The organism is Salinisphaera sp., assembly GCF_002729955.1.
GTDB lineage: Bacteria > Pseudomonadota > Gammaproteobacteria > Nevskiales > Salinisphaeraceae > Salinisphaera.
On the sequence record NZ_PBYA01000057.1, the window covers coordinates 58285 to 83702 of the forward strand.

Annotated in this window: 18 protein-coding genes; 9 read left to right on the forward strand and 9 right to left on the reverse strand. The window is 63.5% G+C overall.

Features of this window, described 5'->3' with window-relative positions; genetic code table 11:
• Positions 1–35: 35 nt before the first annotated feature.
• Entirely contained in the window at positions 36–1730 is a 1695-nt protein-coding gene (locus CMN27_RS16580) for an NAD-dependent malic enzyme (protein ID WP_293628262.1), read from the forward strand.
• Positions 1731–1904: 174 nt separating this feature from the next.
• Here CMN27_RS16580 and CMN27_RS16585 read toward each other — a convergent pair whose 3' ends face one another.
• Complete coding sequence (locus CMN27_RS16585; protein WP_293628263.1) at positions 1905–2897, reverse strand: DnaJ C-terminal domain-containing protein; 993 nt, start codon at positions 2895–2897, stop codon at positions 1905–1907.
• 275 nt (positions 2898–3172) lie between these two features.
• Here CMN27_RS16585 and CMN27_RS16590 point away from each other — a divergent pair, with 275 nt between their 5' ends.
• Entirely contained in the window at positions 3173–3490 is a 318-nt protein-coding gene (locus tag CMN27_RS16590; RefSeq protein WP_293628265.1) for a hypothetical protein, read from the forward strand.
• Positions 3491–3526: 36 nt separating this feature from the next.
• Here CMN27_RS16590 and CMN27_RS16595 read toward each other — a convergent pair whose 3' ends face one another.
• The 3 genes from CMN27_RS16595 to dinB all read right to left on the reverse strand — a co-directional run bounded on the left by CMN27_RS16595 (position 3527) and on the right by dinB (position 6963).
• Positions 3527–4198: a thiopurine S-methyltransferase gene (locus CMN27_RS16595; RefSeq protein ID WP_293628267.1), complete on the reverse strand. Its 672-nt coding sequence runs from the start codon at positions 4196–4198 to the stop codon at positions 3527–3529.
• A 28-nt stretch (positions 4199–4226) separates the two neighbouring features.
• The gene (locus CMN27_RS16600) at positions 4227–4952 is read right to left on the reverse strand and encodes a glutathione S-transferase (RefSeq protein WP_293628268.1); all 726 of its coding nucleotides are present in this window, start codon (positions 4950–4952) and stop codon (positions 4227–4229) included.
• Between the two features lie 949 nt (positions 4953–5901).
• Positions 5902–6963: a DNA polymerase IV gene (gene dinB / locus CMN27_RS16605; protein WP_366515482.1), complete on the reverse strand. Its 1062-nt coding sequence runs from the start codon at positions 6961–6963 to the stop codon at positions 5902–5904.
• 129 nt (positions 6964–7092) lie between these two features.
• Between dinB and purU the strand changes: the two genes are divergently transcribed.
• Positions 7093–7950 (forward strand): formyltetrahydrofolate deformylase, encoded by an 858-nt coding sequence (gene purU / locus CMN27_RS16610; RefSeq protein WP_293628272.1) that lies wholly within the window; start codon positions 7093–7095, stop codon positions 7948–7950.
• A 30-nt stretch (positions 7951–7980) separates the two neighbouring features.
• Here the strand turns inward: purU and CMN27_RS16615 are convergent, their stop codons facing one another.
• Entirely contained in the window at positions 7981–10311 is a 2331-nt protein-coding gene (locus CMN27_RS16615; RefSeq protein WP_293628274.1) for an acyl-CoA dehydrogenase, read from the reverse strand.
• A 311-nt stretch (positions 10312–10622) separates the two neighbouring features.
• On the opposite strand from CMN27_RS16615, the gene CMN27_RS16620 reads away from it, so the two are divergent.
• Positions 10623–12881 carry an ATP-binding protein gene (locus CMN27_RS16620; RefSeq protein WP_293628277.1) on the forward strand — a complete coding sequence of 753 codons (2259 nt, stop codon included), beginning with the start codon at positions 10623–10625 and terminating at the stop codon, positions 12879–12881.
• Positions 12878–15001 (forward strand): PAS domain-containing hybrid sensor histidine kinase/response regulator, encoded by a 2124-nt coding sequence (locus CMN27_RS16625; protein WP_293628279.1) that lies wholly within the window; start codon positions 12878–12880, stop codon positions 14999–15001. Before CMN27_RS16620 ends, CMN27_RS16625 begins: the two co-directional genes overlap by 4 nt.
• Positions 15002–15111: 110 nt before the next feature.
• On the opposite strand, the gene CMN27_RS16630 is transcribed toward CMN27_RS16625, so the two are convergent.
• The gene (locus tag CMN27_RS16630; RefSeq protein WP_293628281.1) at positions 15112–16539 is read right to left on the reverse strand and encodes a WecB/TagA/CpsF family glycosyltransferase; all 1428 of its coding nucleotides are present in this window, start codon (positions 16537–16539) and stop codon (positions 15112–15114) included.
• Positions 16540–16829: 290 nt separating this feature from the next.
• On the opposite strand from CMN27_RS16630, the gene CMN27_RS16635 reads away from it, so the two are divergent.
• The 4 genes from CMN27_RS16635 (at position 16830) to CMN27_RS16650 (ending at position 21251) form a co-directional block, all read left to right on the forward strand.
• Complete coding sequence (locus CMN27_RS16635) at positions 16830–18116, forward strand: oligosaccharide flippase family protein (protein ID WP_293628283.1); 1287 nt, start codon at positions 16830–16832, stop codon at positions 18114–18116.
• The gene (locus CMN27_RS16640; RefSeq protein ID WP_293628285.1) at positions 18113–19042 is read left to right on the forward strand and encodes a glycosyltransferase family A protein; all 930 of its coding nucleotides are present in this window, start codon (positions 18113–18115) and stop codon (positions 19040–19042) included. Before CMN27_RS16635 ends, CMN27_RS16640 begins: the two co-directional genes overlap by 4 nt.
• 212 nt (positions 19043–19254) lie before the next feature.
• On the forward strand, positions 19255–20247 hold the full coding sequence (locus tag CMN27_RS16645) for a glycosyltransferase family 2 protein (RefSeq protein ID WP_293628287.1): 993 nt from the start codon (positions 19255–19257) through the stop codon (positions 20245–20247).
• Positions 20244–21251, forward strand: coding sequence for a glycosyltransferase family 4 protein (locus CMN27_RS16650; RefSeq protein ID WP_293628289.1), 1008 nt, complete (start codon positions 20244–20246; stop codon positions 21249–21251). Before CMN27_RS16645 ends, CMN27_RS16650 begins: the two co-directional genes overlap by 4 nt.
• Positions 21252–21401: 150 nt before the next feature.
• Here CMN27_RS16650 and CMN27_RS16655 read toward each other — a convergent pair whose 3' ends face one another.
• From CMN27_RS16655 to CMN27_RS16665, 3 genes are read right to left on the reverse strand one after another with little or no spacing between them, the layout of a single operon-like run.
• Complete coding sequence (locus tag CMN27_RS16655; protein WP_293628291.1) at positions 21402–22697, reverse strand: hypothetical protein; 1296 nt, start codon at positions 22695–22697, stop codon at positions 21402–21404.
• Positions 22652–24067, reverse strand: a complete 1416-nt coding sequence (locus CMN27_RS16660; RefSeq protein ID WP_293628293.1) for a hypothetical protein — start codon at positions 24065–24067, stop codon at positions 22652–22654. Before CMN27_RS16660 ends, CMN27_RS16655 begins: the two co-directional genes overlap by 46 nt.
• The gene (locus CMN27_RS16665) at positions 24064–25272 is read right to left on the reverse strand and encodes a polysaccharide biosynthesis/export family protein (RefSeq protein WP_293628295.1); all 1209 of its coding nucleotides are present in this window, start codon (positions 25270–25272) and stop codon (positions 24064–24066) included. The genes CMN27_RS16660 and CMN27_RS16665 overlap by 4 nt, the downstream gene beginning before the upstream one ends.
• Positions 25273–25418: the final 146 nt, after the last annotated feature.

The window sequence follows — 25418 nt, forward strand, 5'->3', positions numbered from 1 at the left end:
CGCGGCGATAACCGACCGATATCCCAGGTGATCGAATGACCAAAGACCTCGAGAAACGTTCGCTCTATATTCCCTACGCCGGCCCGACGCTGCTGGAAATGCCGTTGCTCAACAAGGGCAACGCATTCGATGCCGACGAGCGGGTGGCGTTCAACCTCATCGGTTTGTTGCCGCAGAACGTGGAGACGATCGAAGAGCAGGTCGAGCGCGCCTATCGTCAGTATCAGACCTGTACCAACGATCTGGATAAGCACATCTACCTGCGCGGCATCCAGGACGACAACGAAACCATGTTCTTTCGCCTACTCGAAGAGCATCTCGAAGAGATGATGCCCATCATCTATACGCCCACGGTGGGTCGCGCCTGCGAGAAATTCTCGGAAATCTATCGCAACCACCGCGGCATCTTCGTGAGCTATCCGGATCGTCATCGCATCGACGACATCATCCGCAGTGCCACCAAGGACAACGTCAAGGTGATCGTGGTCACCGACGGCGAACGCATTCTGGGCCTGGGCGACCAGGGCATCGGCGGCATGGGGATCCCGATCGGCAAGCTCTCGCTGTATACCGCCTGTGGCGGCATCAGCCCGGCCTATACGTTGCCGGTGGTACTGGACGTGGGCACCAACAACCAGGACCTGCTCGACGATCCGATGTACATGGGCTGGCGCCACGAGCGTATTTCCGATGCCGAATACGCCGAGTTCGTGGACCTGTTCGTGCAGGCGATCAAGCGTCGCTGGCCCGGCGTGCTGCTGCAGTTCGAGGATTTCGCCCAGGCCAACGCCATGCCGCTGCTCAAGCGCTATCGCGACCAGCTGTGCTGCTTCAACGACGATATCCAGGGCACGGCTGCGGTGGTGGTCGGCTCGCTGCTGGCCGCCTGCAAGGCCAAGCAGGAATCGATCGCCGATCAGACCATCGCCTTCGTGGGGGCCGGCTCGGCCGGCTGCGGCATTGCCGAACAGATCGTAGTGGCAATGACCGATGCCGGGCTCGAAGAGAGCGAAGCCCGTGCCCGGATCTACATGATCGATCGCGACGGGCTGATCACGGACGCCATGAGCGGGCTCTACGACTTCCAGAGTCGTCTGGCCCAGCGCCAGTCCAAGGTCGACGGGTGGAACGATTCCACGGAAACCGATCCGCTGCTCACCGTGATCGACAACGCCAGGCCGACGGTGCTGGTGGGGGTGTCCGGCCAACGCGGTCTGTTTTCCCAGCAGGTCATCGAGACCATGCACCGGCATTGTTCGAATCCGCTGGTGATGCCGCTATCGAACCCCACCTGGAAGGTGGAAGCTACGCCCGAAGAGATTCTCGACTGGACCGACGGCCAGGCCTTGGTCGCCACCGGCAGCCCGTTTGACCCGGTGGCCGTAGGCGACGAAAAGCGGCCGATCGCACAATGCAACAACGCCTATATCTTCCCCGGCATCGGCCTGGGGGTGATCGCGACCGGTGCGGCGCATGTGACCGATGGCATGCTCATGGCGGCTTCCCAGGCGCTGGCCGACAATTCACCGCTGGGCACGACCGGCGAGGGCGCGCTGCTGCCGGCCCTGTCGGACGTGCGCGAACTCAGCCAGTCGATCGCCTTTGCCGTGGCCAAGCAGGCCCAGGCCGACGGTGTGGCCCTGAAAACCAGCGATGAAACGATCGCCGAACGAGTCGAGAAGCATTTCTGGTATCCGCGCTATCGGCGCTATCGGCGGGCGGCGTTCTAGCCGGCGCTCGCCGTACGGGCCGCGTTGGCGCGAACAACGTTGCGACGGCTTCGAACGAATCGATGCCGTTGCGCATCGCCACGGCCCGCGGTCCGATGGCAGCGCCGTTCGCTGAATGCGCGCGGGGGCGGCTCGCCGGCCGGCTGGAATGCCGGCCGATGCAGGCCGGCGGGATCAGACGCCGAGTCGTTCGCGCGGGTTGAAGTCCAGCTCCTGGGCCATGCGTTCGTAGACTGCGCGGGCCTTGTCGCTGTTGGCCGGCGGCAGGGCGATACGCAATACTGCATACAGATCGCCGGGCGTCTTGCCCGGCATGCCGCGTCCACGCAGGCGCAAGCGTTTGCCGTCGCGCGAGTTGGGCGGAATACGCAGATCCACCGCGCCCGCCGGCGTGGGCGTTTTCACGGTCGCCCCCAGGGCCGCCTCCCAGGGCGCCACGGGCAGTTCGAGAATCAGGTCGGCGCCTTCAAGCGTGTAGATCGGGTGCGGCTTGAAGCCGATTTCCAGCAGCAGATCGCCGGGCACCGCGGCCGTATTGCCGGCCTTGGCCTGGCCTGCCAGACGCAGCTGCTGGCCCTCGCGCACGCCCTTGGGAATGGTGACGTTGAGGGCACGCGAACGCTCGACCGTCTGGCCGAGTTCGTTGACCTCGGGGGTACGCAGCGTCACCCGCCGGCGTCCGCCGGTGAAGGCATCTTCCAGGTCGAGCTCGACGCGGGCGATATGATCCTGCCCGCGTCGCTGGTTGCCGAAACCGGGTCCGAAGCCGTGGGTACGACGCGAGGTGCCGCCGGCACGGGCGCCGGCAAAGCCGCGCCCGAACAGCGACTCGAAGAAGTCGCTGAAGGTCGAGCCATCGGCGCCGGGGGGCGGCTCGGCATGCGCGCCGCCGCTGAAATCGAAGCCGTGGTCCCAGCCCGGCGGCGGCTGAAAGCCGGTCTGCGCGCGCGCGCGTTCGGGGTCGATCCGGTCATAGGCTGCGCGTTTTTCCGGGTCCTTGAGCACCTCGTAGGCTTCGTTGGCCTCCTTGAAGCGGTCGTCGGCGTCGATCTCGGTACTCACGTCCGGATGATATTTGCGCGCCATGCGCCGGTACGCCTTCTTGATATCGTCTTCCGAGGCGCTGCGCTCCAGGCCCAGAATCTTGTAGTAGTCCTTGTATTCCAATATGCACCTCCGGTGAGCCCGCCGTGGTGGGCTCCCGTAATCAATGTATGGGCACGGGGAGCGGCTTCAATCGAGGGCGGCGTCGCGGCCCGCGGCTCGTGCCGCCAAGGTCATATCGGCGGCGGGCAGGTAAAAATGACCGCCCGGGCGGCCGGGCGGTCCGCGGCCGTCGTTGGCTGCCTGTCAAACCCGGGTAAAAAGCCGTATCGTTGCAGAGGTTTTTTCGCCTTCGCATGGCCTGGCCATGTTTTCTTTTCGACTCACCCGAGTCCTCAATGATCGATTATCTCAACGGTATCGCCGAAGCCCACGCCGTGGATCCGCTGCTGTTCGTGCTGATCTACCTGGTGAGTACGGTACCGTTTCTGCTCGTCAGCGGCTGGCTGTTTCACCATATCCGCAAGCAGCGCCCGCTGGCCCTGCTCACGTTCGTCTGGGCGCTGTGCTATACCGCGCCCTATCTGTACGTGCTCGCGGTGGGCCGTGATCTGCCGCTATGGGTATACGGCATGGTGACCCTGCTCATCGTGGGCGGCCTTTGGCTGGCCGCACGCGGGCTGATGCGGCGCCTGCGCCGGGCCGAAAACGGCTGATCGAAAGCGCGCGACGGCTCGACGTCGTCGAGGGTTTCAACCTGGCGCGGCGAGCCGATAGACATACTCCTCGGCGCTTTGCACGCCGCGCTCTGCGAGCATGTCTTTACCGCCGAGTCGCGAGCCGTTTTCCAGCAGCGTGATTTCGCCGCAGGATTCGAATAGCGTGTTCACCTCATCTTCGCCGACCGCGAAGGGCGGGCCGTTCATCTGGCTCTGATCGTAGTCGAGCGTGATCAGCAGGCCGGGCGCGGCGTCGGTGAGCAGCGTCAACAGATGCTCGACGTAGCGCGAACGCATCGCCTCGGGCAGTGCAATCAGCGCGGCGCGGTCGTAGAACGCATCGAAGGCACCCAGCGTCTCGGCACTGGCGGCAAAGAAATCGCCCACCAGTATTTCGATCGACCCGGCGCCGCACTCGGCGCGATAGCGCTCGAAGTCTTCTGTCTCGTCGCTGTCCGCGCTCAGATGCTGTTCGACGAAGAAGTCCTGGGCGGCGATCGGGCTGAGTTCGATGCCGGTCACCCGATGTCCGCGTTCGGCGAGGGTGCGCAGATCGGGCGTCTTGCCACATAGCGGCACCAGCACGTGGGCATCGGTGTCCAGTTCCAGCGTGGGCCACCACTTGTTGAGCATCGGGTGCCCGTCGGGCTGATGGAACGCGGTTTGTTGCTTCGACCAGCGCCTATGCCAGAAATCCGGCTCCATGGCTTTCCCTCGAATTGGCCGCCCCTCGTCAATGCGCGGCATCGAGTTCGGGGTAATGGCGGAATATACCGTTCTCATTGAACGCCATTCGGCGCGCCGAGTCGAGGTAAGCGGCGATGCCCGGTCGTGCGGCCACGGCTTGAGCAAGTCCGGCGACGCGGGGTACGGCGGGTTCGTGTTGCGCCATCGCCTTGGGCAAGGCATAGCGCAGACCGGCGACGACATGAAACAGGCTCAGATCGGCCGTGCTGCAGGCATCGCCCACGAGCCAGTCGCCACTATGCGGGTTGTGGGCAAGAACCTGCTCGAAATAGTCGAGAAACTTCGGCAGGCGCTCTTCGATGAAGACCGCGCTGCGCCGCTTGGCTTCTGCCTTCTGTTGTTCGTAGTAAAGGCCGGGGCCGAGTGGGTGATGGGTGTCGTGAATTTCCGCCACGAAGTCGGTAAGCGTGAGCTGCAAGCCATGGCACCATAAACGACCGGCTTCATCCGCCGGCGCCAGACCGAGCCGCGGGCCCAGGAACTGCAGAATATTCGCCACGTGCGAGACTTCGATATCCCCGGCGCGCAGATAGGGCGGGGCAAAGGGCGCGCGCGGGTTGTGCTCGAAATCCAGCCCCTGGTTGACCCGTTCGAGCCCGGCTTGCGCGTCGTAGGCGATATCGACATAGTCCGCGCCAGCATCCTCAAGGGCGAGGCGAACGAATTCGCCGCGACCGGGGATGCCGGGCCAGTAATACAGTTCGTAGCGCATGCGCGAAAAAATCCTGTCGGGGTCGGTCTCGTATCGCAGCAAAGCGCATCGATGCGGTCAACCAGCGCTTCCACAACGCGTCGAGTGCCCCCTGCGTTTCCTCTTCCGATCCTCGTCCGGCAAGGAAAACGGTCCGCCAATGCACGCCAATGAAACGCGAATGCAAGAAAGCGATTGAACGATGCAAACCGCTGCACGTGCGGCGTAAACAGCAGATCACCCAAGCCTTCGATCGACCGGTCCTTTGTCTTATTCGCGTGTCTTCGCGTTCGTTTGCGGACAACCTGCTTGCTTGAGAAAAATCGACGAGGTTTCATCCCTAATCAAGAAGCGATTTATCCGCAGATCGACGCAGATCACAGATCAACGACAATAAATCACGGCCGTTCGCTGTCGTCTTTATCCCGCGATTTTCATCTGTGTAATCCGTGAAATCTGTGGTTCCTCTTGATGAACGGTGCCATCAGAGAACCGGTTACCGAAATCCGCATATTTGGTGCTGATTCGGAAGACGGCATTTAGCATTCCGCGCGAACAGAACGTCGACAGCCTTGATCCACCTGCCGTTTGCTTATTCGCGTGTCTTCGCGTTCATTTGCGGACAACCTGCTTGCTTGAGAAAAATCGGCGAGATTTCATCCTTAATCATGAAGCGATTTGTCCGCAGATCACACAGATCAAAGACAATAAATCACGGCCGTTCGCTATCGCCGGTATCCCGCCATTTTCATCTGTGCAATCCGCGAAATCTGTGGTTCCTCTTGATGAACGAGGCCATTAGAGGCCCGATTGCCGAAATCCGCATATTCGAGGCTGATTCGGAAAACGACCTTTAACATGCGGCGTGAACAGCACGGCAATAGCCTTGATCCATCTGCCTTTGTCTTATTCGCGTGTCTTCGCGTTCATTTGCGGACAACCCGCTTTCTCACCCCAGCCGTGGATGCGCCTACAACAGACTCGGCTGGATCGCTTCTTCGCTGCCGTCGACGAAACCGGACAGGCCGACGCCGACCAGCCGATAGCGGGTGCCGGGATCGGCCTCGACCCGGTCGCGTAGCGCACAGGCGATTTCGGCAACTTCCGCCGCCGAGGTCGGCCGGCTGGGCGGGGTGAAGCTGCGGGTGAGAATCTGGAAGTCCGTCGTCTTGAGCTTGAGCACCACGGTTCGCGCCACGCGCGGCTGCTTGCGCTGATGATTGGCCCAGGTCTTGTCGGCCAGACGGTGGATATGTTCGGCCAGCTCGTCCAGGCGCAGATCCTGGCGCAGCGTGTCTTCACTCGACACCTGGGCGGCATCGCGTTTGGGCTGGACCGGGCGCTCGTCGATGCCGCGGGCCAGCTCGTAGAGCCGGCGGCCCCAGCGCCCGTAACGATCCACCAGCTCGGCCTGTTCGAAGGCCCGCAGATCGCCCACCGTATGCACGTTCAGCGCGGCGAGCTTTTCCTTCATCTTGGGGCCGACGCCGGGCACCTTGCCGATCGCCAGCGGTAGCAGAAAGGCATCGACGCGACGGGGCGTGACCACGAACTGGCCGTTGGGCTTGCGCCAGTCCGAGGCGATCTTGGCCAGGAATTTGTTGGGCGCGATACCGGCCGAAGCGGTCAGCCCGGTGGCCTCGAGTATTTCGGCACGAATCACCCGCGCGGCTTCGGTGGCCGAGGGCATGTTCGTATGGGTGACGGTGACGTCCAGATAGGCCTCGTCGAGCGACAGCGGCTCCACCAGGTCGGTATGGCGAAAGAATATCTCCCGGATCTGGCGCGAGATGGCGCGGTAGCGATCGAAATGCGGGTCCACGAAGATCGCCTGCGGGCACAGCCGTTCCGCGCGCACTGCCGGCATGGCCGAACGCACGCCAAACACCCGCGCTTCGTAGCTGGCCGCGGTCACCACCGAGCGCAGCCCGCGCTTGGCCACCACTACCGGTTTGCCCTTGAGGCTGGGGTCGTCGTGCTGTTCGACCGACGCATAGAAGGCGTCCATGTCCACATGCACGATCTTGCGCAGCGGCGCCTGCGCGGCGTTGTCGCGCTCGGCGCTCATTCGAGGCGGCCAAGCAGCCCGTGGCGCGCTACCATAGCGGGCTTTGTCGCCGGCCGTATGTCGGCCTGTTCGCTCATCTGAACGGCATCAATCATGGATCGTCCCCGCCATTTTACCCTGCGTTTTTCCTGCCCGGACCGGGTGGGCATCGTCGCCCGTGTCGCCAGCTTCTTTGCCGGTCACGGCGGCTGGATTCTGCGTTCGAGCCAGCATTCCGACGAAGACAGCCAGCGATTCTTCATGCGCGTGGAAGTGCGCGCGGATTCGCTCGATCTGGACGAGGCCGCGCTCTGCGATGCGTTCGAAGCGATCGGCCGCGAGTTCGACATGGACTGGCAGATCAGCGACAGCGCGGTGAAAAAACGTGTCGTGATCCTCGTCTCCAAGCAAATGCATTGTCTCTACGACCTGCTCGAACGCTGGCAGTCGCGTGAACTGGATATCGAGATTCCCTGCGTGATTTCAAACCACGACGACGCCCGCGGGCTGGTCGAGTGGCACGGTCTGCGCTATCACCATGTGCCGATTGACAAGGACAACAAGCCCGGGGCCTGGGCCGAGATCGAGCGGCTGTTCGTCGAGGCCGGCGGCGAAACCATGGTGCTCGCCCGTTTCATGCAGATCCTGCCGGCGGATCTGTGCGATCGCTTTCCCGGGCGCATTCTCAATATCCACCACAGCTTTTTGCCCAGTTTCGTGGGGGCACAGCCCTATCTGCAGGCCTACCAGCGCGGGGTGAAGCAGGTCGGGGCGACCTGTCATTACGTGACGCCGGAACTCGACCAGGGGCCGATCATCGACCAGGACGTCACCCGTGTGGACCACGGCGATACGGTTCGCGATCTGGTGCGCTACGGCAAGGACATCGAAAAAGCGGTGCTCGCCCGCGGGCTGCGCCACCACCTGGAAGATCGCGTGCTCATCAGCGGCCGGCGCACGGTCGTTCTATGACCGTACGCCGGCTGTGCTGGTCGGCTATGGTTACGCCTGCGGCGCCTGCTTGAGCGGCTCGCGGCCGACATAGTCGGCAAAGGCGATCGGCGCCGACAGCAGTTCGTCGGGAATGCCGAAGGCTTGGACGTACGCCAGCGCGTCCGGGCGGATTTCGCCGAGCATGGCCCCGCGCAGGTTGCGCAGCGCCTTGTACTTGCCCGAGGAGATATAGCCGTAGGTCAGATACCACTCGGCATGCTCGAGCAGGGTGTCGATTGCTGAGAGCTGGCGCATGCGCTCCAGGGCCTGCTTCTCCGGCCCGTCGGCCAGCGGTTCGACCGCGTCGGCGAACACCTGGGCGATATGGTGATGCATGTCCGCATGGGCGAAGGCCATCATATGGTCCTGGATATCGCTGAACGCCATGAACGGCTCCATGTCGTCCTGCTTGATGCGCTTGAACAGCCGGCGTGAAGCAGCGACCAGCAGGTTGTGCTTGCGCAGCTTGAGCAGTTCGAGATGGAAATCCGCGCTGCGCAGGTGATCCTCGTCGGTCTTGCGGGCGGTCAGCGGGTTGATATCGATCAGCTCGGTCCGGGCCATGCTGGTGAGTTCGCGGACCAGGGTCAGCGCGAGGTTCTGTTCAAAGCCCTTGGCGAAGCTGGCCAGGCGGTTCTTCGATACTAGGTTGAGCAATACGGTGTTGTCGCCCTCGAAGGTGGCGAATACGTCGATATCGCGACGAATGGTGGCGATCTGGTTCTCGGACAGAAAGCCCAGCCCGCCACAGCATTCGCGCGCGGTCTGGGTGGCATCGATGGCATGCCAGGAGGCCATCGACTTGATGCCGGCGGCCAGGGTTTCCACTTCGCGCGCGGTCTTTTCGGTGCGATCGCGAAAACGCTCGATCAGGTCGAAGGCGGCGAAATGCATGGCATAGGTATGGGCGATCGCCGGGAACAGGCGCATCTGATGCGCCTTGTAGTCGATGATACGCAGCTCGCTGCCATCGTCGCCGCCGAACTGGCGGCGCACCGTGGCATAGCGGGTTGCGATCGCCAGCGACTTCTTGGCCGCGGTGACCGAGGCCGCGCCCACGCTGATACGCCCGCCCACCAGCGTGCCGAGCATGGTGAAAAAGCGCTTGTTGCTGCCCGAGATCGGACTGTCGTATTCGCCGTTCTCGGCCACGCTGGCATAGCGATCGAGCAGGTTTTCGCGCGGGATGCGTACGTTGTCGAAGTACAGCCGGCCGTTGTCGACGCCGTCCAGGCCCATCTTGGAGCCGCAGTCCTCGATACGAACGCCCGGCGCGGGCTCACCGTCATCAGTGCGAATGGGCACGATGAAGGCGTGTACGCCGTAGTTCTCGCCGCCGGTGGCCAGCTGGGCGAACAGAGTCACCGCATGGCCGTCGCGCGCGGCGTTGCCGATCCATTCCTTGCGGGCCGACATGGTCGGGGTATTGATGACGAACTCGTCGGTGTCCGGGTCGAAGGTGGCGGTGGTCTCCACCTCCTGCACGTTCGAACCATGGCCGGACTCGGTCATGGCAAAGCCGCCCAGCAGCTTGCCGGAGGCGATATCCGGCAAGTACTTCTTATGATGCTCGTCATTGCCCAGGAAGATGATGCTGCCGCCGAACAGGCCGAACTGCACGCCGAATTTCACCACCAGGCTCAGGTCGAACATGGCCAGGGCCTGAAACACATGGATGAAGCCGGCCATATCGCCTTCGCCGCCCACGCTTTCGGGCATGGCGCCAATGGCGATGTCCTGTTTCTCGGTCGCCAGATATTTCAGCCAGCGCAGCACCGTCGCGCGCTGGCTTTCTTCGGACTCGCCGGTGCTGTAGGTGAAGATGTCGTCGGCCAGGGCATCACGCACCTCCTGCCATTTCTTGGCGTAGTCGCCTTCCAACATGCCGCGCAGCTTGTCCGCGTCGAAGCTCGGCTCCGGCTCATTACGGCTCTGGTCGACCGGTTCACCGGTGTCCTGAAAGATCTCGGCAGACACGCCCATGCCGCTCACGCCGTATTCGCGCGCGTAGTCGGCCACGGCTTCGTTGAACTCGCCGTTGGCGGTGCCGCCCATCGCATCGCTCATCGCGGTCAGCGAAGGCTGGCGGCGACCGACCTGTTCACGAATGCGCCGGCGCAGGCGTGACAGCTCGGTGGCACTGGGCGGGTTATCCGCGTCCAGCCAGGCATCGAGCGTTTCGCGCGCCTGGGTATCGAAGTCCGGCAGCTGCCCGGCCATGGATTCAATATGGGCCGATTCTTCCTGCGCGAGCGCACCGTCCGACCAGGCGATATAGATCACCGGGAGCAGTGGTTGGAGTTCGGTATTTTTAACGAGAGCATCAGTACGCTGTGACATGGCCGTTATTCGTTTAAGCGGTAACTCTTTGTACCAAAGTCGAAGCGTTTGGGATGCAATAAAAGGCTAAAACGGGTTGGGTTGAGCGTAAATCGTCGGGTGTATCGGCCCATGGAGGGGGCCGGTATGCGTGTTTGTACGCTTTACATCGGCTTCTGCCGGCCGACACAGTGTTTACTTCGGTCGTACGCGGGGCATTCGTCGGCCGCGCCCGAGGCCGTACGATTCTTTGGGGGAGCAAACAGGATGACGATCGCTGGCCCGAGGGGGGCTGAACATGCCGCGCCGGCGCTTGCAGCGGATACCGGCCTGTGAGTGCGCACAGCGAGGTCGAACAGATCGTCCGGCTTCTGGGTGGCATAGGTCATCAGGCTTATGTCTGCCTCGATGATGCCGGCCGGGTGATCGCTTCGACCGCTGCAGCCCAGGACATGGCCGGGCTGAGCGCTGAACAGGCGCAGGGACGTTTGTTCACCCAGCTGGTCCCGCCCGTGTTCGAGGGCGACGAGCGCATTGATATTGCGCTGCTCGCAGGGCTATCGGCACCGGGTCAAAAGGTCTCGGATTGCCGCTGTCGGCGCGACCACGGCGGACGTCCCCTGTGGCTGGAGGTGACCGTCGAACGGCTTGCGGGTGGGCCAATCGCGGGCATCACCTACGGCATGAGTCTCACGGACGTCAGCGAACGCGAGCAGGTCGAAGCGGAGCTGCGCGAAAGCCTGCGTATGCTCAACGTCGCCGAGGAGACCGCAGGCCTTGGTCACTGGCGGCTGGATCTGGCGACCCAGACAACGCAGTGGTCGAAGGGAATCTACTGGATTCACGGCTTCGACGAAGGCAGCGATTCCTGCCTTGATGATGCGCTCAACGCCTATGTACCCGAAGATCGTGCGCGCGTGGCGGCGATTCTCGAGCAGGCGATCGAACGCAAGAAGGCTTTCGCCCTGCGTGCGACCTTGCAACGGCCTCAGGGTGATCGCCGTTCGGTCGAAGTCAAGGGCCATGTGGAGCTCGACGAGGCCGGCGAAGCGGTCGCGCTGTTCGGCGTGCTGCGCGATATAACCGCCGAAACCATTGCCACCCGAAAGCTGGTCGCGGCCCGCGACGAGGCGAATTCGGCGGCCCAGGCGAACATGATGCTGCTGGCGACCATGAGCCACGAGATACGCACGCCCCTGAGCGGCATCATCGGCATGCTCGAGTCGTTGCGTAGCGGCCGTGCGCTCAAGCCCGCGGAACAGGTGCTCAAGACGGTGGAGTCGGCCTCGCGAACGCTGATGACGGTGCTCAACGACGTGCTCGATCATGCCAAGATCGAAAGCGGTGAGCTGCAGATTGAACAGGTGGCATTCGATCTCACCGAGGTCGTGCACGGGACGCTCGATCTGTTCGAGGCCAGCGCGGCCGAAAAGACCCTCAGGCTGGTGCGCGATGTGGATGGCCCTTTGGATGTGATCGGCGACCCCACGCGTATCCAGCAGATTGTGTCCAATTTCCTGAGCAACGCCATCAAGTTCACCACCGAAGGCGAGGTGCGCCTTAAGCTGCGCTACGAGGCCGGGGTCTGTGATATCGAGGTCGCCGATAGCGGTATCGGTATCGACCCGAGCACGCTGGCGCAGATATTCAAGCCTTTCACGCAGGCCAGCGCCTCGACCACCCGCCATTTCGGCGGCTCCGGGCTCGGCCTGTCCATCTGCCAGCGGCTGGCAGCCGCAATGGATGGCAGCGTAGGCGCAGACAGCAAGCTGGGGCAGGGCAGCCGCTTCTGGCTGCGCCTGCCACTATCCAGAATCGAGCGGGACGTGGCGCCCGGATCGCCTCGCATGATCGACGAACCGGCCGAACTGCCACGCGTCGACGGTGCGCCGCCGGTGGTGTTGATCGTAGACGACACGCTCACCAATTGCCTGATCGCCGAAACCCACCTGCGCACCCTCGGTGCCCAGGTAGAAACCGCAAGCAACGGCCTGGAAGCCCTGCAACAGATGTGTACGCAGGAATTCGATGCCGTGCTCATGGATAACGCGATGCCGCTGCTCGGCGGTAAGGTCACCAGCGATCTGATCCGCGTGATGCCGTTCCCGGCCTGCAGCGTGCCGATCGTGGGGGTATCCGCCGACGCCGACGAAGAGGCCGTCTCCGATGCGCAGGGCCGGATGCGCATGAACGCGGTGCTGGAAAAACCGCTGCGGGCGCCGACGCTTGTTGGCGCACTTGCGCCGGCGGTTCGTGACTGGCAGTGGCGCAAGAGTGCGGGCATGCGCACACTGCTCGACGACGCCCTGGACAGCCAGGTCTGGCGGCATTTTCACGATTTCACGCAGGCGCTCAGAGCCCTCGATATCGACCGCGCGCGCTCCAGCGCCCAGCAGCTCGAAGCGCTTGCCGACGACGGCGGCATCGCGGCCCTGGTCGAGTTCGCGCAATTCGTGCAGGCCTGTCTGAACACGCTCAGCCCCGAGCTGTGCGTCATGCTCGTCGATAGCATGCAGGCGCTGCTTGAACGCATCACCGTACCCGGCAAACGGGTGACGTCGGCCAACGTACAGACCGGCAAAAGATCATGAACGACATCAGTGCGAGCGAACGTATTGCCATCCTCGAACGGCGCCTGCGTCGGGCGACCCTAGCCCGTGAGGAGGCCGAATCGATTCTCGAACGCCGGTCCCGCGAGCTGGTATATCTCAACGAAAAGCTCTCGGCGCGCGAGGACGAGCTTGTACGCAGGCTCGGTGAAGAGACGCAGCATCTGCTGTATGCCCAGCGCACCGCCGAGATCGCCACGTTCCATCGAAAGCGCGGTGAAGCATTCTTCGCCTCGCCCGAATTCAATCGGCTTCTCGGTTTGCCGGCCGACCAGCGCCCCAACGAACAGGCGTTGCTGCAGGTCATCCATCCGCTCGATCGTGAACGCATGCTGCGTGCAGAGAAAGACTTCTACCAACACGCGCCGGCCAATACCGAGATGGCCTACGAATGCCGCATTCTCAAGGCAGGCGAAAAGCGCTGGCTACGCTGGGTGATGCGTCGCGAAAACGACGACGAAGGCCTCTTCATGTACGTGTTCGGCAGCGTGCAGGACATCACGGGACAACGGCGCGCCGATCGTCATGCCCGTGCCATGGCGCTGATCGCCGACCGCCGCGTCAAGCAGCTCACCCGAGTCAGAGACGAGCTCGCTGCCAGTCGCCAGGAGGCCGAACAGGCCTATCGGGCCAAGAGCCAGTTCCTGGCCATGATGAGCCACGATATTCGTACGCCGCTCAATGGTTTGCTGGGCATGACCGACATGCTCGCGCTGGGTGAACTCAACGCCGCCCAGCGCGAACGCCTGGACGTCGCCCACGAGGCGGCCACGCAGCTGCATCGCCAGATCGAGGACATCGTGGCCATGGCGCGCGGCGAGGGTAGCGACCTCGACTATGAGCCCCAGCCCGTGTCCATCCGGCACAGCCTGAATAACATGGTGCGCTTCTGGTGTGCCGGCCAGCCGGACGTGGGCGCGCGCCTGCGGTTGACGTTGTCGAACACGCTACCCGAGGCCGTGGCCAGTGATCCGACCCGGCTGCGCCACCTCCTGGATGCGTTCATCGAGCGGCTGCGCGGCGCCGAGGCGGAAATTGAAATTCATGCCGATGCCGACCCGCAGCATGTCCGCATCGCGGTCGGCTGCCTGCAGGCAGGCATCGAGAGCCACGATCGCCGCAGCGCCGAGCGCCATATCCTCAATCGGCTGGCCGAATCGATGGGCGCACGTATCGACGTGCAACGAGACGTTGGCAGCCTGCGGTACGTACTCATTCTGGCGAACACGCCGATGCCCGGCGCCACGACCACGCCGGCAGCCGAGGAGCACGACTACTCCCCCGAGCGCGAAATCGCCGCGGCCGCCGAGATAGCGCCGTTACGTTGTGCCGGTCGGCGCCCGGTCGTGCTTGTCGTCGACGATGTCGAGATCAATCGTTTCGTGCTCGTACAGATGCTCGACGCGCTTGGCTGCGATGTGGATACCGCAGCCGATGGTCGCCAGGCTGTCGACTGCGCCCTTCAGAGCCGCTACGACATCATTCTCATGGATATTCGCATGCCGGTCATGTCCGGTACCGAGGCGATGCGGGTGCTGCGGGCCTGTGGCGATACGCGAACCGAGCGGCTGCCGATCGTGGCGGTCACCGCGCATGCCGATCCGGCGGAGCTGGCCGAACTGGTCGAGCAGGGCTTCAACGCGGCGCTTGGCAAACCTGTCCAGCTGTCGCGTATCGCGACCACGCTGCAGACGCTGCTGGCATGCGAATCGGATGGCGCCGGCGCTTCGCCGCATACACCCGAGGCGGGGGCGGTTTCGCCTACCGATCAGATCGACAGCGGTCACTTCATGTCGATCTTTGGCCCCCTGCCGCCGGAGCGTCGACGTATGCTGCTGGACGTAGCAGTCGCGGATTTCGAGCGGCTGGGCGGCGCGATTGCCACTGCCGTGGACAATGACAGTGCCGCTGCGCTGGATCAGGCCTCGCATAGCCTCAAGGGGGTCGCCGGCAATTTTGGCGCGTTCGCGCTGATGGACACGCTGGCGATGCTGCGCAGAATGGATATGGCCGAGGCGCGGGTCGCGCTGCCGGCGCTACAAAACCAGATCGAAGCAGTCATCGAACAGGCAAGGGCGTTGTTCGAGGCCAACGAAGCCTGAGAGGCGCGGCAACTGCCTGGGGGCGGGACGTCATTGAAAGCCATCGCAATGTATCTACGCCGCAAAGCGACCGGCCGCGATGTTGAACCCACCACGACCGGCCCTGGCTTTCAATAGGCCCCCCGGCGGCTGAGTACGGCCGGCACGGTACGAAACATCAGCGCGATATCGTTGAGCAGGCTCTTGCGGCCGAGATAGTCGATATCGAGTGCGACCTGCCCCTCGAAAGGAATTTCGGCGCGCCCCGAGACCTGCCAGGTGCAGGTGATCCCCGGCTTGCCGTTCAAACGGCCCCAGCTACGCCCGGCATAGGTCACTACTTCATCGGCCAGCGCCGGGCGCGGGCCCACGATCGACATCTCGCCCTTGAGCACGTTGAACAACTGCGGCAGCTCGTCCAGCGAGGTCTTGCGGATGAATGCCCCGACGCGGGTGATACGCGGATCCTGCTTCATCTTGAAACATACGCCGTCGCGTTCGCTCTGGCTAAGCAGCTGTGCGCGCCGGGCTTCGGCGTCCTGCACCATGGAACGGAACTTCATCATCATGAAGGGCTTGCCGTTGGCGCCGATACGGCGCTGTTTGAACAGCGCCGAACCGCCGTCTTCGCGACGGATAGCATAGGCCACCCCCAGAAGCACCGGCGCGAGCACCACGATCGCGGCCAGCGCGATACCGAAGTCGAGCATCCGCTTGGCGCCGGCATAGACGCGGCTGCGCGCGCCGCGTTCGGCCAGGGCCACGATCATCGCATAGGCCAGAAAGATGAAATTGCCCCAGAGATAGCGCTTGGCCAGCCGCCGCGGCTCCTGGGCCAGACGCCAGGCCCATTCGCAGCCGACCTTGCGCACCAGCGCCGGGGCGCGCACGACGTTGCCGGCGTAGTAGTCGAACAGACCGCCCACGCCGAGCATCACCGGCGCGTCCACCGCATCGCGATGGGTGGCGATCCATTCTTCCTGCAACGGCACGCCGAAGCCGACGAACAACAGGGCGGGGCGTGCCCGGTTGATGCGGGCGACGACGTCGGCCTGTTCTTCCTTTGCAAAGTAGCCGTGCTGGGTTCCGGCCACGATCAACCCCGGGTAGCGGCGCTGCATGGCCAATGCTGCACGCTCGGCGGTGCCGGGGCTGCCGCCGAGCAGGTAGATCGACTGGCCGTGCTTGGCCGCACGCTCGCAGAGCGCGGGGAACAGGTCGGTGCCGTTGAGGTTGTCGCCAAACTGCTTGCCGGCCATCGACGCGGCGATGCGCAGGCCCGAGCCGTCGGGAAGCAGAAGGTCGCTCTGGGCCAGGCGTTCGCGGTAGGCGCTGTCACGACGGGCCACGTTCACGCAGTGGGCGTTGAGAAAGTTCACGACGGTAGCGCGGCCGGCGGCCGCACGCGCCACGATATGGTCGGCGGCCGCGGCCAGCGGCGCATCGACGAGGTCGAGATCGAAAAGACGAGTGGTTTCGAGCTGGGTATCGAAAAGCGCGGCCGTCTGGGTCAGGCGGGTCAGGGCATCGAAACCGTCGTGGGAAAAGCGCTTGTACATGATCAGTCTCCGGCAGTGGGGTTGGGGTTGTGTCTGCCGTTGACTGCCAGAAACCGTGCCAAAATATTAAATAACGAAAAATCAAATGGTTAGGATTTTTCGAGAAACGCCCAAAAGCGGTTCTTCGCGATATGCAACGCATCCCGCGAATAAAATTGCAAAATGCGCAGTATTTCGCGCCGGCTACCTATAAATTGGGGCCGGTTTTTTACAAGCTTCTGATAGATAAAGAGAAAAAATATTGGCGCGGTTATTGAATAGTTCGGTGCAACTTCCGCCCGGATCATTTAATGAAAATCGCAACGTTCAGCCATCGCCTGCGCCACGCCGACTGGTCCACTCTGGGTCGGGGCTTGGCCGCCTTCGGCAGCGCCGAGCTGATCACCCGCGTCGTTCGTATCGCCGCGATCGTGGTCATCGCTCGGCAGGTATCGCCCACGGTCATGGGCGCGGCCGCGCTCGCGCTGAGCCTTTTCGAGCTGGTGCGGGTACTGGCCAATGCCGGCATCGGTCAGCGCATCATTGCCGCGCCCCAGCCCGCGCTGGAGGCCGTCTGCAATACCGCGCATCGGCTGTTCTGGGCGTGGTGTGGCTGTGTAGCCATCGTGCAGCTGGCCGTGGCCGCAGTGCTCTATGCCGTGTTCGGCATGCACGATATTTCGGCCATGCTGGCGGTGCTCAGCGGGGTGTACCTGTTCATGCCGGCCGGGCTGGTACAGGTATTTCTGCTCATGCGTGAGGAGCGCTTCGGCGTTATCGCCCGTGTCGGCGCGACGCAGACCATCTGCGATCACGTGTTCACGCTACTGCTGGTGCTGGCCTGGCCGAGCGCCTGGGCGATCGTGCTGCCCAAGCTGCTGACCGCGCCCCTCTGGCTGATTCTGGTCCGACGCAATCGCAGCTGGAAGCCGTGTCCTCTGGCCGGCTATGCGCCCGCGCGTAGTTTTCTCGGCTTTGGCCTGGGTGTGCTGATCAGCGACATGGCCAACGTGGCCCGTGCCCAGATCGACAAACTGGTTGTCGGGGCGCTGTTCGGTGTGGAAGCGCTGGGCATCTACTACTTTGCGTTCAACGCCGGCCTGGGTATCACTACGTCATTCGTGATGGCGCTGGGCAACGTGTTGTTCCCCTATATCTGTGCCGCCGCGCACTGGCCGGATCGTCAGCGCCGTTGCCGCCAGGGCCTGGTCATGGCCGTGGTCGTGTTTCTGCCCATCCTTATTGCCCAGGTCGGGCTCGCACATCTTTATGTGCCACTGATCTTCGGCGATCAGTGGCGTGATGCCGCGCCGCTGGTCTCCATTCTGGGTCTGGGCGCGATCCCGATGATATTCGCCGCGGTCGCCAGCGCCTGGCTACGCGCCCAGAACCGGCCCGCAACAGAAGCCGGCATAGCGAGTGCGGCCACCGTGGCCGCGCTCGGCGGGCTCGCCGCTTTCGCCACGTTCGGCCTGACGCTCGCCGCGACTGCCTATGTAGCCGGGCTGGCCGCGGTGATGATTCCGGCCGCCCTCTATTACCTGTTTTTCAGTGCCACCCCCGAACAGACCGCCACCATCCATGGGAGCTATGCATGAACACGCCACGTTTCTCTGTCGTCATCCCGATTCATAACGCCGAAGACTCGTTGATTTCCACGGTCGAAAGCGTGCTCGAACAAAGTGAACCGAATTTCGAGCTCTTGCTTCTCGACGATGGGTCCACCGACGGCAGTCTTGCCATCATGCGCGCCCTGGCCGCACACGACCGGCGTATCCATGTGCGTACGCAGCGTAACGCCGGCGTTTCGGCAACGCGCAACCTCGGGGTGCGCCTTGCACGCGGGCTGTTTGTTGCATTCCTCGACGCCGACGACGTCTGGCATCGAGACAAGCTGGCCACGCATTGGCAGTTTCATCTCGATCGGCCACAGGTGCGTTGCAGCTATGCGAAGATCGCCTTCCTGCAGAACGACGAACCGGGCCTGCGCGACGCACGTACGCACTCCACGGTACCAGCGGGCCGGCTGTCGCTTGCCCAGATCCTGGGCGAAAACCCCGTATGCACGAGTTCGAACCTCGTCATCGATCGCGAATGCTTCGAGCGGATCGGCGGATTTCGCACAGATATGCAGTACGCCGAAGATCAGGAATGGCTGGCCCGGGCGGTCGATGCCGGCTTGGCGGTCGTCGGCCTCGATGAACTGCTGGTGGGCTATCGCATGTCGCCGACCGGGCTGTCGTCGGATCTCGAAGCGATGTACGACGGTTGGAAACGCCTGGTCGCCGATTATCGTGCCCAGTTCGAACATGCCGCGGCCCAGGCCTTGTACTGTCGCTATCTGGCGCGGCGGGCGCTGCGCTCGGGCGCGTCGTCGCGTCAGGCACTGCGCTTTGCGATGGCCGGTCTGTGCGCCAGCCCCCAGACATTCTGTGACGACCTGCGCCGCGGCCTTCTGACCCTGGCCGGCGCGATGGCCAGCCCCGTCATGTCGTCGCGTCTGCGCACTCGACTGTTCGCATGAGCGCCGCGCCTGACAGCGATCTTGGCATTATGAAAAGGGAATCGAAACTGCGATGCAAAATGCAAAATATCGGCATCGCAGTTTCGCCTTCTCAAGCCCGAAATTCTATTAAGTCATTGAACAATAAGAGATAGAAAAACTGGCCCGCTTCTTGAGTTGATGGTGGTACGAAACGTCATCCGTGTCCATCGACCACCACAGGAAGCCAAGCCATGAAACACCCGATCATTTCCGTCGTCATGCCGGTCTACAACACCGAAGCCTATGTCGGCGAAGCCATCGCCTCGGTTCTGGCCCAGACGTTCCAGGACTTCGAGCTCATCATCGTCGACGACGGCGGCGACGACGCCAGCATGGCGATCTGCCGCCAGTTCACCGACGAACGTATTCGTATCGTCACCCAGGCCAATCGCGGCCTGGCCGGCGCCCGCAATACCGGCATCGCCGCGGCCCGCGGCGAGTACGTCGCCCTGCTGGATTCGGACGACCGCTGGGACGCTTCGAAGCTGGCCCTGCACTTCATCCATCTGCGCGCGAGCCCCGAAGTGGACGTCAGCTATGCCGGCTCACGCCTGATCGACGCGGCGGGCAATGCGCTGCGCGTGGAACAGCGCCCACGCCTGAAGAACGTGAAAGCGCATCATATTCTCACCCGCAATCCCGTAGGCAACGGCTCGGCCGCGGTGATTCGCCGCACGGCGCTGGATCGGGTCGCCTTCGTGCATCCGCAGGAGCGCACGCGTCTGTGCTGGTTCGACGAGAGTTTCCGCCAGTCCGAAGATATCGAGCTCTGGGTTCGTATGGCCGGCGGCTATAGCTGCCGCTTCGAGGGCATCGAAGGCCTGCTGACCGATTACCGCATCATCGACGGCGGGCTATCGGCCAACGTGATCCGTCAGTACGAAAGCTGGCAGCGTGCGGTCAAGAAAGCGCATCGCTATGCGCCCCGGCTGCTGGCCCGCCACGGTCGACGGGCCGCGGCCTACCAGCTGCGCTATCTGGCCCGGCGTGCGATTCAGCTGGGCGACGGCGCATTCGCCGTATCGCTGGTGCGCCAGGCCTTGACCACCAGCCCGATGATCGCGATCCAGGAACCGGCCAAGACGCTGGTCACCATCGCCGCATCGCTGGCCGCGCGTTGGCTGCCGACGCCGGTATTCATGACGCTGGTCAACCGCCGGCTGCACACGAGTATCCCCGCATGAAAAGGCTCAACGTTGTTCATCTGCTCGACGACATGTCGGCCGGCGGTGTGACCCAGGCGCTCGGCGTGTATGGCCGCCCGGAACTTATCGAGTTTGCCGACTCGCGTGTGGAGCAGGTCGACCCCAACCAGCGGCATGCACCGCGTTTCGATGCCGATGTGATCGTGACCCACTTTCCGCCGCGCTGGCGTGCGCTGCCGTTTGTCTACAGCCTGCGACGGCGCAACCCCAGGGCCCGGCTGGTGCATGTCGAACATAGCTATACGCGTGCCTGGGAGCAGGCCAACGTACCGCACAAATGGCGTTTTCGCGCGATGCTGCGTCTAGCGCTGAGGCAGTACGATCAGGTCGTCTCGGTCTCCAACGGGCAGGCCGACTGGCTGAATGCGATCGAGGCGGTACCGAGCGAACGGCTGCGCGTCGTAGCGCCCTACAGCGATATCGATGCGTTGCTCGAACTTCAGCGTAAGCCGCGGGCGGCCGGCGCCGCGATCGTGATCGGCGCCTTTGGACGCTTTGCCGAGGTCAAGGGCTTCGAACGGCTCATCGATGTCTTCGCCCGGCTCGATCCGGCCCGGTTCGTGTTGCGTATTGGCGGCTTCGGCCCGCTCGAGGACGCGCTCGAAAAACGGGCCGAGGGATTGCCCCACGTTGAATTCGTGGGGCCGGTCACCGACCGCGCGGCGTTTTTGTCGGCCTGCGATATGCTTGCCGTGCCGTCGCACTGGGAGTCTTTCGGCCTGGTCGCGGCCGAGGCACGGGCGGCCGGCTGTCCGATTCTGGTATCAAACGTGGACGGGTTGCCCGAACAGGCTCGCGGGCGCGGCTATGTATTCGATTTCGATGATACGAGGGGCGTCGCCGATACCATCGCGTCGGTCAGCCACAGCGAGATTACGTTGATGGGGGCGCTGGCTCGCCAATCGGTGCGTAGCTTGAGCGCGAGTCGGTTCAAGGCATGGCGCGAGATCTTCGAAGCCGCCAGGCCTACCGCGGCTGGATAGCATGCGCGCAGCGTCGGCGCTGCGCGGGTGTACGCTCAGCCAGGTTTCGACGCCTTGAATGAATCCGGCGCCGACACCTCTTGTTCAGCGGTGTCGCGACTGTTCGAGTCGTATGCCATATGCCTGTCGTCGAGCTGACTGTTCCGCCGGTTACGCCGGGTTGATCGGCCGGCTGCCGTAGGCCTGCGACGCTCGGCCGGCAGCGATACCCACCAGAATCAGCGCCGGCCAGTAGAGATACGCCAGTATCTCGAGGTTCTCACCGAAGCTGTAGAGCGTGAGCAGTAACAGCATGGCCAGCGCAACACGTCCCACCGGGTCGCAAAGCGACAATCGAGCGGCCATCCAGAAGCTGGCAATCATCGGTACGACCAGCGCCACTGCACCGGTCAGCCCCTTGACGAACAACAGGCCGAACCAGGTGTGATGGCTGCCGATCGGCATGTATTCGACCAGATGCGGGCCCCGTTCGACGATGCCGTGACCAAACCACGGTGCTTCGTTACGCCAGCGGTCGGTGGCGATACGCCCGAGCGCGGCGCGCACGCGGCTGGAATCTGCCCGTGCGCTCGTGAATTTGTAAACGGCATGATCGGCCAGCGCATGCAGCTGCGGGGCGAGCATGCCCAGGCCGAGAACGGCCGGCGCGACGGCAAACCAGACCCAGGCTTCGCGCAGCCGGCTTACGCCATAGGCTGTTGGCCAGACAATGGCCAGCGCCACCAATGCCAGGCGTGATTGGGACAGCAGGGCCAGCAGCAGACCGGCGAGGATGCCGATCGCCTTCCATTTACGATCCTTTTCCTCGATCGCGCAGAGGATATGCACCACCGCGATCATGCCGGCGGCCGGCGACCACGGCGCGAAGAACTGCCAACGCGGCGTGCCCGCGCCGGGTTCGAGCGTATAGAGGATGACCGCGAAATACTCCGGCCCCGAACCACCCACGATCTTTAGCGGTGACACATAGAGCAGGCCGGGCAGACCGATGAACGGCGCGACCAGAAACAGCGGGATGAACAAAAGCGTTTGCAGCCCCAGCCGACAGATGGCGCGATAGATCACTTCGGGGCGAATCGCCAGAATCGCGCCGGCAAACGGGAACAGCGCCATCAGCGCCCAGCCCTTGGCCCAGCCGATCGAGGACTTGATCGTCTTGGGAATGCCGAGATCATTTTGGAAATGGCCGATGATCAGGATCACCAGCATGGCCAGCATACCCAGCAGCCAGAGATGGATCGCCGGGTGCAGGGGCGGCGGCCGGTCGGCGGGCGCCAGGTTGGGCGCGACGTAGATCGCGATGAAGGCCAGCGTGGCCAGACCCCAGCCCAGCACCGGGCCGGCGATATACAGGCCGCCGACGATCCAGAGCAGCCAGGTGCTCTGGATCGCCCAGGAGATCAGCTTTTCGGCAGGGCTAGCTGGAGCAATGGCTGGCGTAGCCATAGCATCAGGAAACCGACGAGCACGAAAAAGCTCGCCGCGACACCGCCCGCGATGGCCAGCATGGTCGATGGCGAAGAGGGGGCCGTTGGCAGCGAGGGCCATTCGAAGGTCTGTACCAGCGGATAGGACGCGAACGGATCCGCTTTGTTGGTATCCAGGCGTGCCAACGCCGAGGAAACAACCGCTTCGGCCACGCGCCGGGCGCGCAGCAGATCGGAGAGTTTGGCGGCCTGGGTAACGAGTTCATGGGCATTGCGGTTGTGCTCGTCGATCTGCCGGCGAATTTCACCCAAACGGGCTTCGGCGGCTGCCGAGTCGCCGTCGGCGATAATCAGCTGCTCGAAGATCCGCTCGCGGCCGTCACTGGTGGATATATCGACAAACCGTAGCAGTATTTTTTCTTCGAGGCCCGTGAGTTCCCGGCCACGCACGAGCATGGACTTGCGTAGCGCACCGCGTTCGGCGCGCAGTTCGGCCACGCTCATATGCCGATCGCCCAGGGTTGCGCTGGCTTCCGTCCATTGCGTGTTCACGCTCGCATATTGGCCGATGAGCGACTGGAACACGGGATCGTTCTTGAGTACGAGTGCGAGGCTGGCGTTCTCGATCGAGGTTTTGAGCACGCCGGCAAGCCGCTTCGTGGCGGCCGCACCGTATTCGATTTCTACCAGCGCCTCGCGTTCACGGGCACGCAGGTCGTCGACGATCTGAATACGGCTGTTGAACTGATCCATGGTCGCCAGACCGCTCTCGCCCTGAAATTCGAGCAGTTCGAGCTGGGCGGCGCGGGCCTTGGCTTCTAGGTTTTCAAGCTGTTCGCGGTCGGCGGCTTCGCGCTTGGCCTGTTCGTCGTCGCGTAGTACCGCCAGGCATTCCAGAAACGCCTGGCGCAGGGCGTTCAGACGTCCCCGCGCATTTTCCGGCGACGGCCCGCTCACGGATACCAGGATCAGATTGGTCTGATCGACGAGTTTGATGGTGGGGGCAGGCAGCAGCCCCGGCTCGCCCAGAATCTCGGCCGCGCGTCGCAGCGTGCTGTCTGCGCTGAGCAGGCGCTTGTAGTTCTCCGTCGGGCTCAACGAGGTGCCGGCGAATGCGGAGCTGGTCTGTGCCGACGCCTGGCCGATCGATTCCAGATTGAGCGATCCGCCCATGCCCGAGCCGGGCAGGATGAGCGTCATGCTGCTTTTGTAGTTCAGCGGCGCGACGCTCAGATAGGCGAATACCAGTGCCCAGATCACGACCAGAATCGGCAGTATCGTCAGGGTATAGCGCTTGTAGCGCCCCGGCGATGGCAGGCCATAGCGGATGAAGTGCCACAGGCGTAGCAGGAACCGGTTGCCAGCGGCGTTTTCGGTTTTGTTTTTCATTTCGTCAGATCACGAATGATGAGTCCGGCCGCTACGGCGCCCGCGCTTTCGCCGGCGAATACCAGCGCATCGCGGGCGTTCATCCAGCGGCTGTCGTAGCAGGCGAGCGCGTCACCGGGCATCAGGTAGGGATCGATATGGTCGCGGTTTGCGCTGCGCACCAGCTCTTCGACGCTGCGCTGGATAACCACGCTGCGACCGTTGAGCGGGTTGCGCGATATCAGCACCGCATGGCGATTGGCGTTCATGGCCGAACCGCCGACACAGTTGGCCGATACCAGCGCCTGTAGAAACCGGGTGCCGTAGGGCAGGCTGGTCGCGTCTTTACTGATCGCGGCCGTGGCGTTGCCGGCTACGGGGCGTGCCAGGTTCGACATGAAGACCCGGATACCCGGCACGGTGAGGGGGGTCGGCCGCATGAGGTCGGCCTGGAAGCAATCGCGGCTGGGTACGTAGACATGATCGTTGGCCGCGAGATCGACTTTCAGACTGCTGGTGCCGGCAAGCACCCCGGCCAGATCGATACGTGTCCACCGGTTGGCGCGTGTCAGATAGACGTTCTGCAGGTCGGCGTCCGGGCGCAGTCCGCCCGCGGCACGTATGGCAATCGCCAGCGTGCGGGCGTTGTTGGCATCGCCGCTGGCTTCGCCTTCGCGCTGGCCCACACGGTCCTTGCTGGCGCGCTCGCCCACGCGGATCGCGCCCGGATGAAAGACTGCGCCGTTGACGGCCACCGACACTCCGGCGCTTTCGATGAGCAGCACGCTGACCACGCGATCGAGCGCGCGCACGAACCCGGCCTGGATGAGTTCACGCGAGATCGTGGCCTCGACGTCGGCCACACTCCGGCCAATGGCACGCACGGCCGGCAGGCCGGGCAGATTGACCCGGCCATCTTCGTCGATCACGAACACCCCGGACAGTTGATCCTGGTCGCCAATGACCTGGATACGCAGCCGGTCGCCGGGGGCGAGCACCGACGGCATGTCGGTCAGTTCAGCAAGGCTGACCTGCTGGCCCAGCGGGTAGGCCGCCGGCCGCTCGTGGTCGATACAGACCTGTTGCGGCGCGTCTTCGGGGGTGTGTTCGGGCATCCAGTTCGCCTGGGCCGGATTGCCGGGGGTACGTCCGCTGGCACAGGCGGTCAGTACCAGCGGCAGCGCGAGCGTCAATGCAAATCGAAGGGCGGCATGGACAGTTTTCATGGGTCGTCTCGTTTTGCGAAGTGGCGTTTAGCCAGACCCTTGTCAAAAAGTGCGCCAACTCGCGCGCGCTTTATTTTGCGTTGCAAATTGAGTTGTTTTTGCGTTTTGCAACATGCGTTTTCGCATTTAGCAGCACGAGTACGTTG

Bases quoted from the DNA above. Each gene is read 5' to 3' on its own strand.
- CMN27_RS16655 (WP_293628291.1), bottom strand. From the start codon at position 22,697: ATGGCTACGCCAGCCATTGCTCCAGCTAGCCCTGCCGAAAAGCTGATC.
- CMN27_RS16645 (WP_293628287.1), top strand. From the start codon at position 19,255: ATGAAACACCCGATCATTTCCGTCGTCATGCCGGTCTACAACACCGAA.
- CMN27_RS16640 (WP_293628285.1), top strand. From the start codon at position 18,113: ATGAACACGCCACGTTTCTCTGTCGTCATCCCGATTCATAACGCCGAA.
- CMN27_RS16650 (WP_293628289.1), top strand. From the start codon at position 20,244: ATGAAAAGGCTCAACGTTGTTCATCTGCTCGACGACATGTCGGCCGGC.
- CMN27_RS16635 (WP_293628283.1), top strand. From the start codon at position 16,830: ATGAAAATCGCAACGTTCAGCCATCGCCTGCGCCACGCCGACTGGTCC.
- CMN27_RS16660 (WP_293628293.1), bottom strand. From the start codon at position 24,067: ATGAAAAACAAAACCGAAAACGCCGCTGGCAACCGGTTCCTGCTACGC.
- purU (WP_293628272.1), top strand. From the start codon at position 7,093: ATGGATCGTCCCCGCCATTTTACCCTGCGTTTTTCCTGCCCGGACCGG.
- CMN27_RS16665 (WP_293628295.1), bottom strand. From the start codon at position 25,272: ATGAAAACTGTCCATGCCGCCCTTCGATTTGCATTGACGCTCGCGCTG.
- CMN27_RS16625 (WP_293628279.1), top strand. From the start codon at position 12,878: ATGAACGACATCAGTGCGAGCGAACGTATTGCCATCCTCGAACGGCGC.
- CMN27_RS16595 (WP_293628267.1), bottom strand. From the start codon at position 4,198: ATGGAGCCGGATTTCTGGCATAGGCGCTGGTCGAAGCAACAAACCGCG.
- CMN27_RS16600 (WP_293628268.1), bottom strand. From the start codon at position 4,952: ATGCGCTACGAACTGTATTACTGGCCCGGCATCCCCGGTCGCGGCGAA.
- CMN27_RS16630 (WP_293628281.1), bottom strand. From the start codon at position 16,539: ATGTACAAGCGCTTTTCCCACGACGGTTTCGATGCCCTGACCCGCCTG.
- CMN27_RS16590 (WP_293628265.1), top strand. From the start codon at position 3,173: ATGATCGATTATCTCAACGGTATCGCCGAAGCCCACGCCGTGGATCCG.
- CMN27_RS16580 (WP_293628262.1), top strand. From the start codon at position 36: ATGACCAAAGACCTCGAGAAACGTTCGCTCTATATTCCCTACGCCGGC.
- CMN27_RS16615 (WP_293628274.1), bottom strand. From the start codon at position 10,311: ATGTCACAGCGTACTGATGCTCTCGTTAAAAATACCGAACTCCAACCA.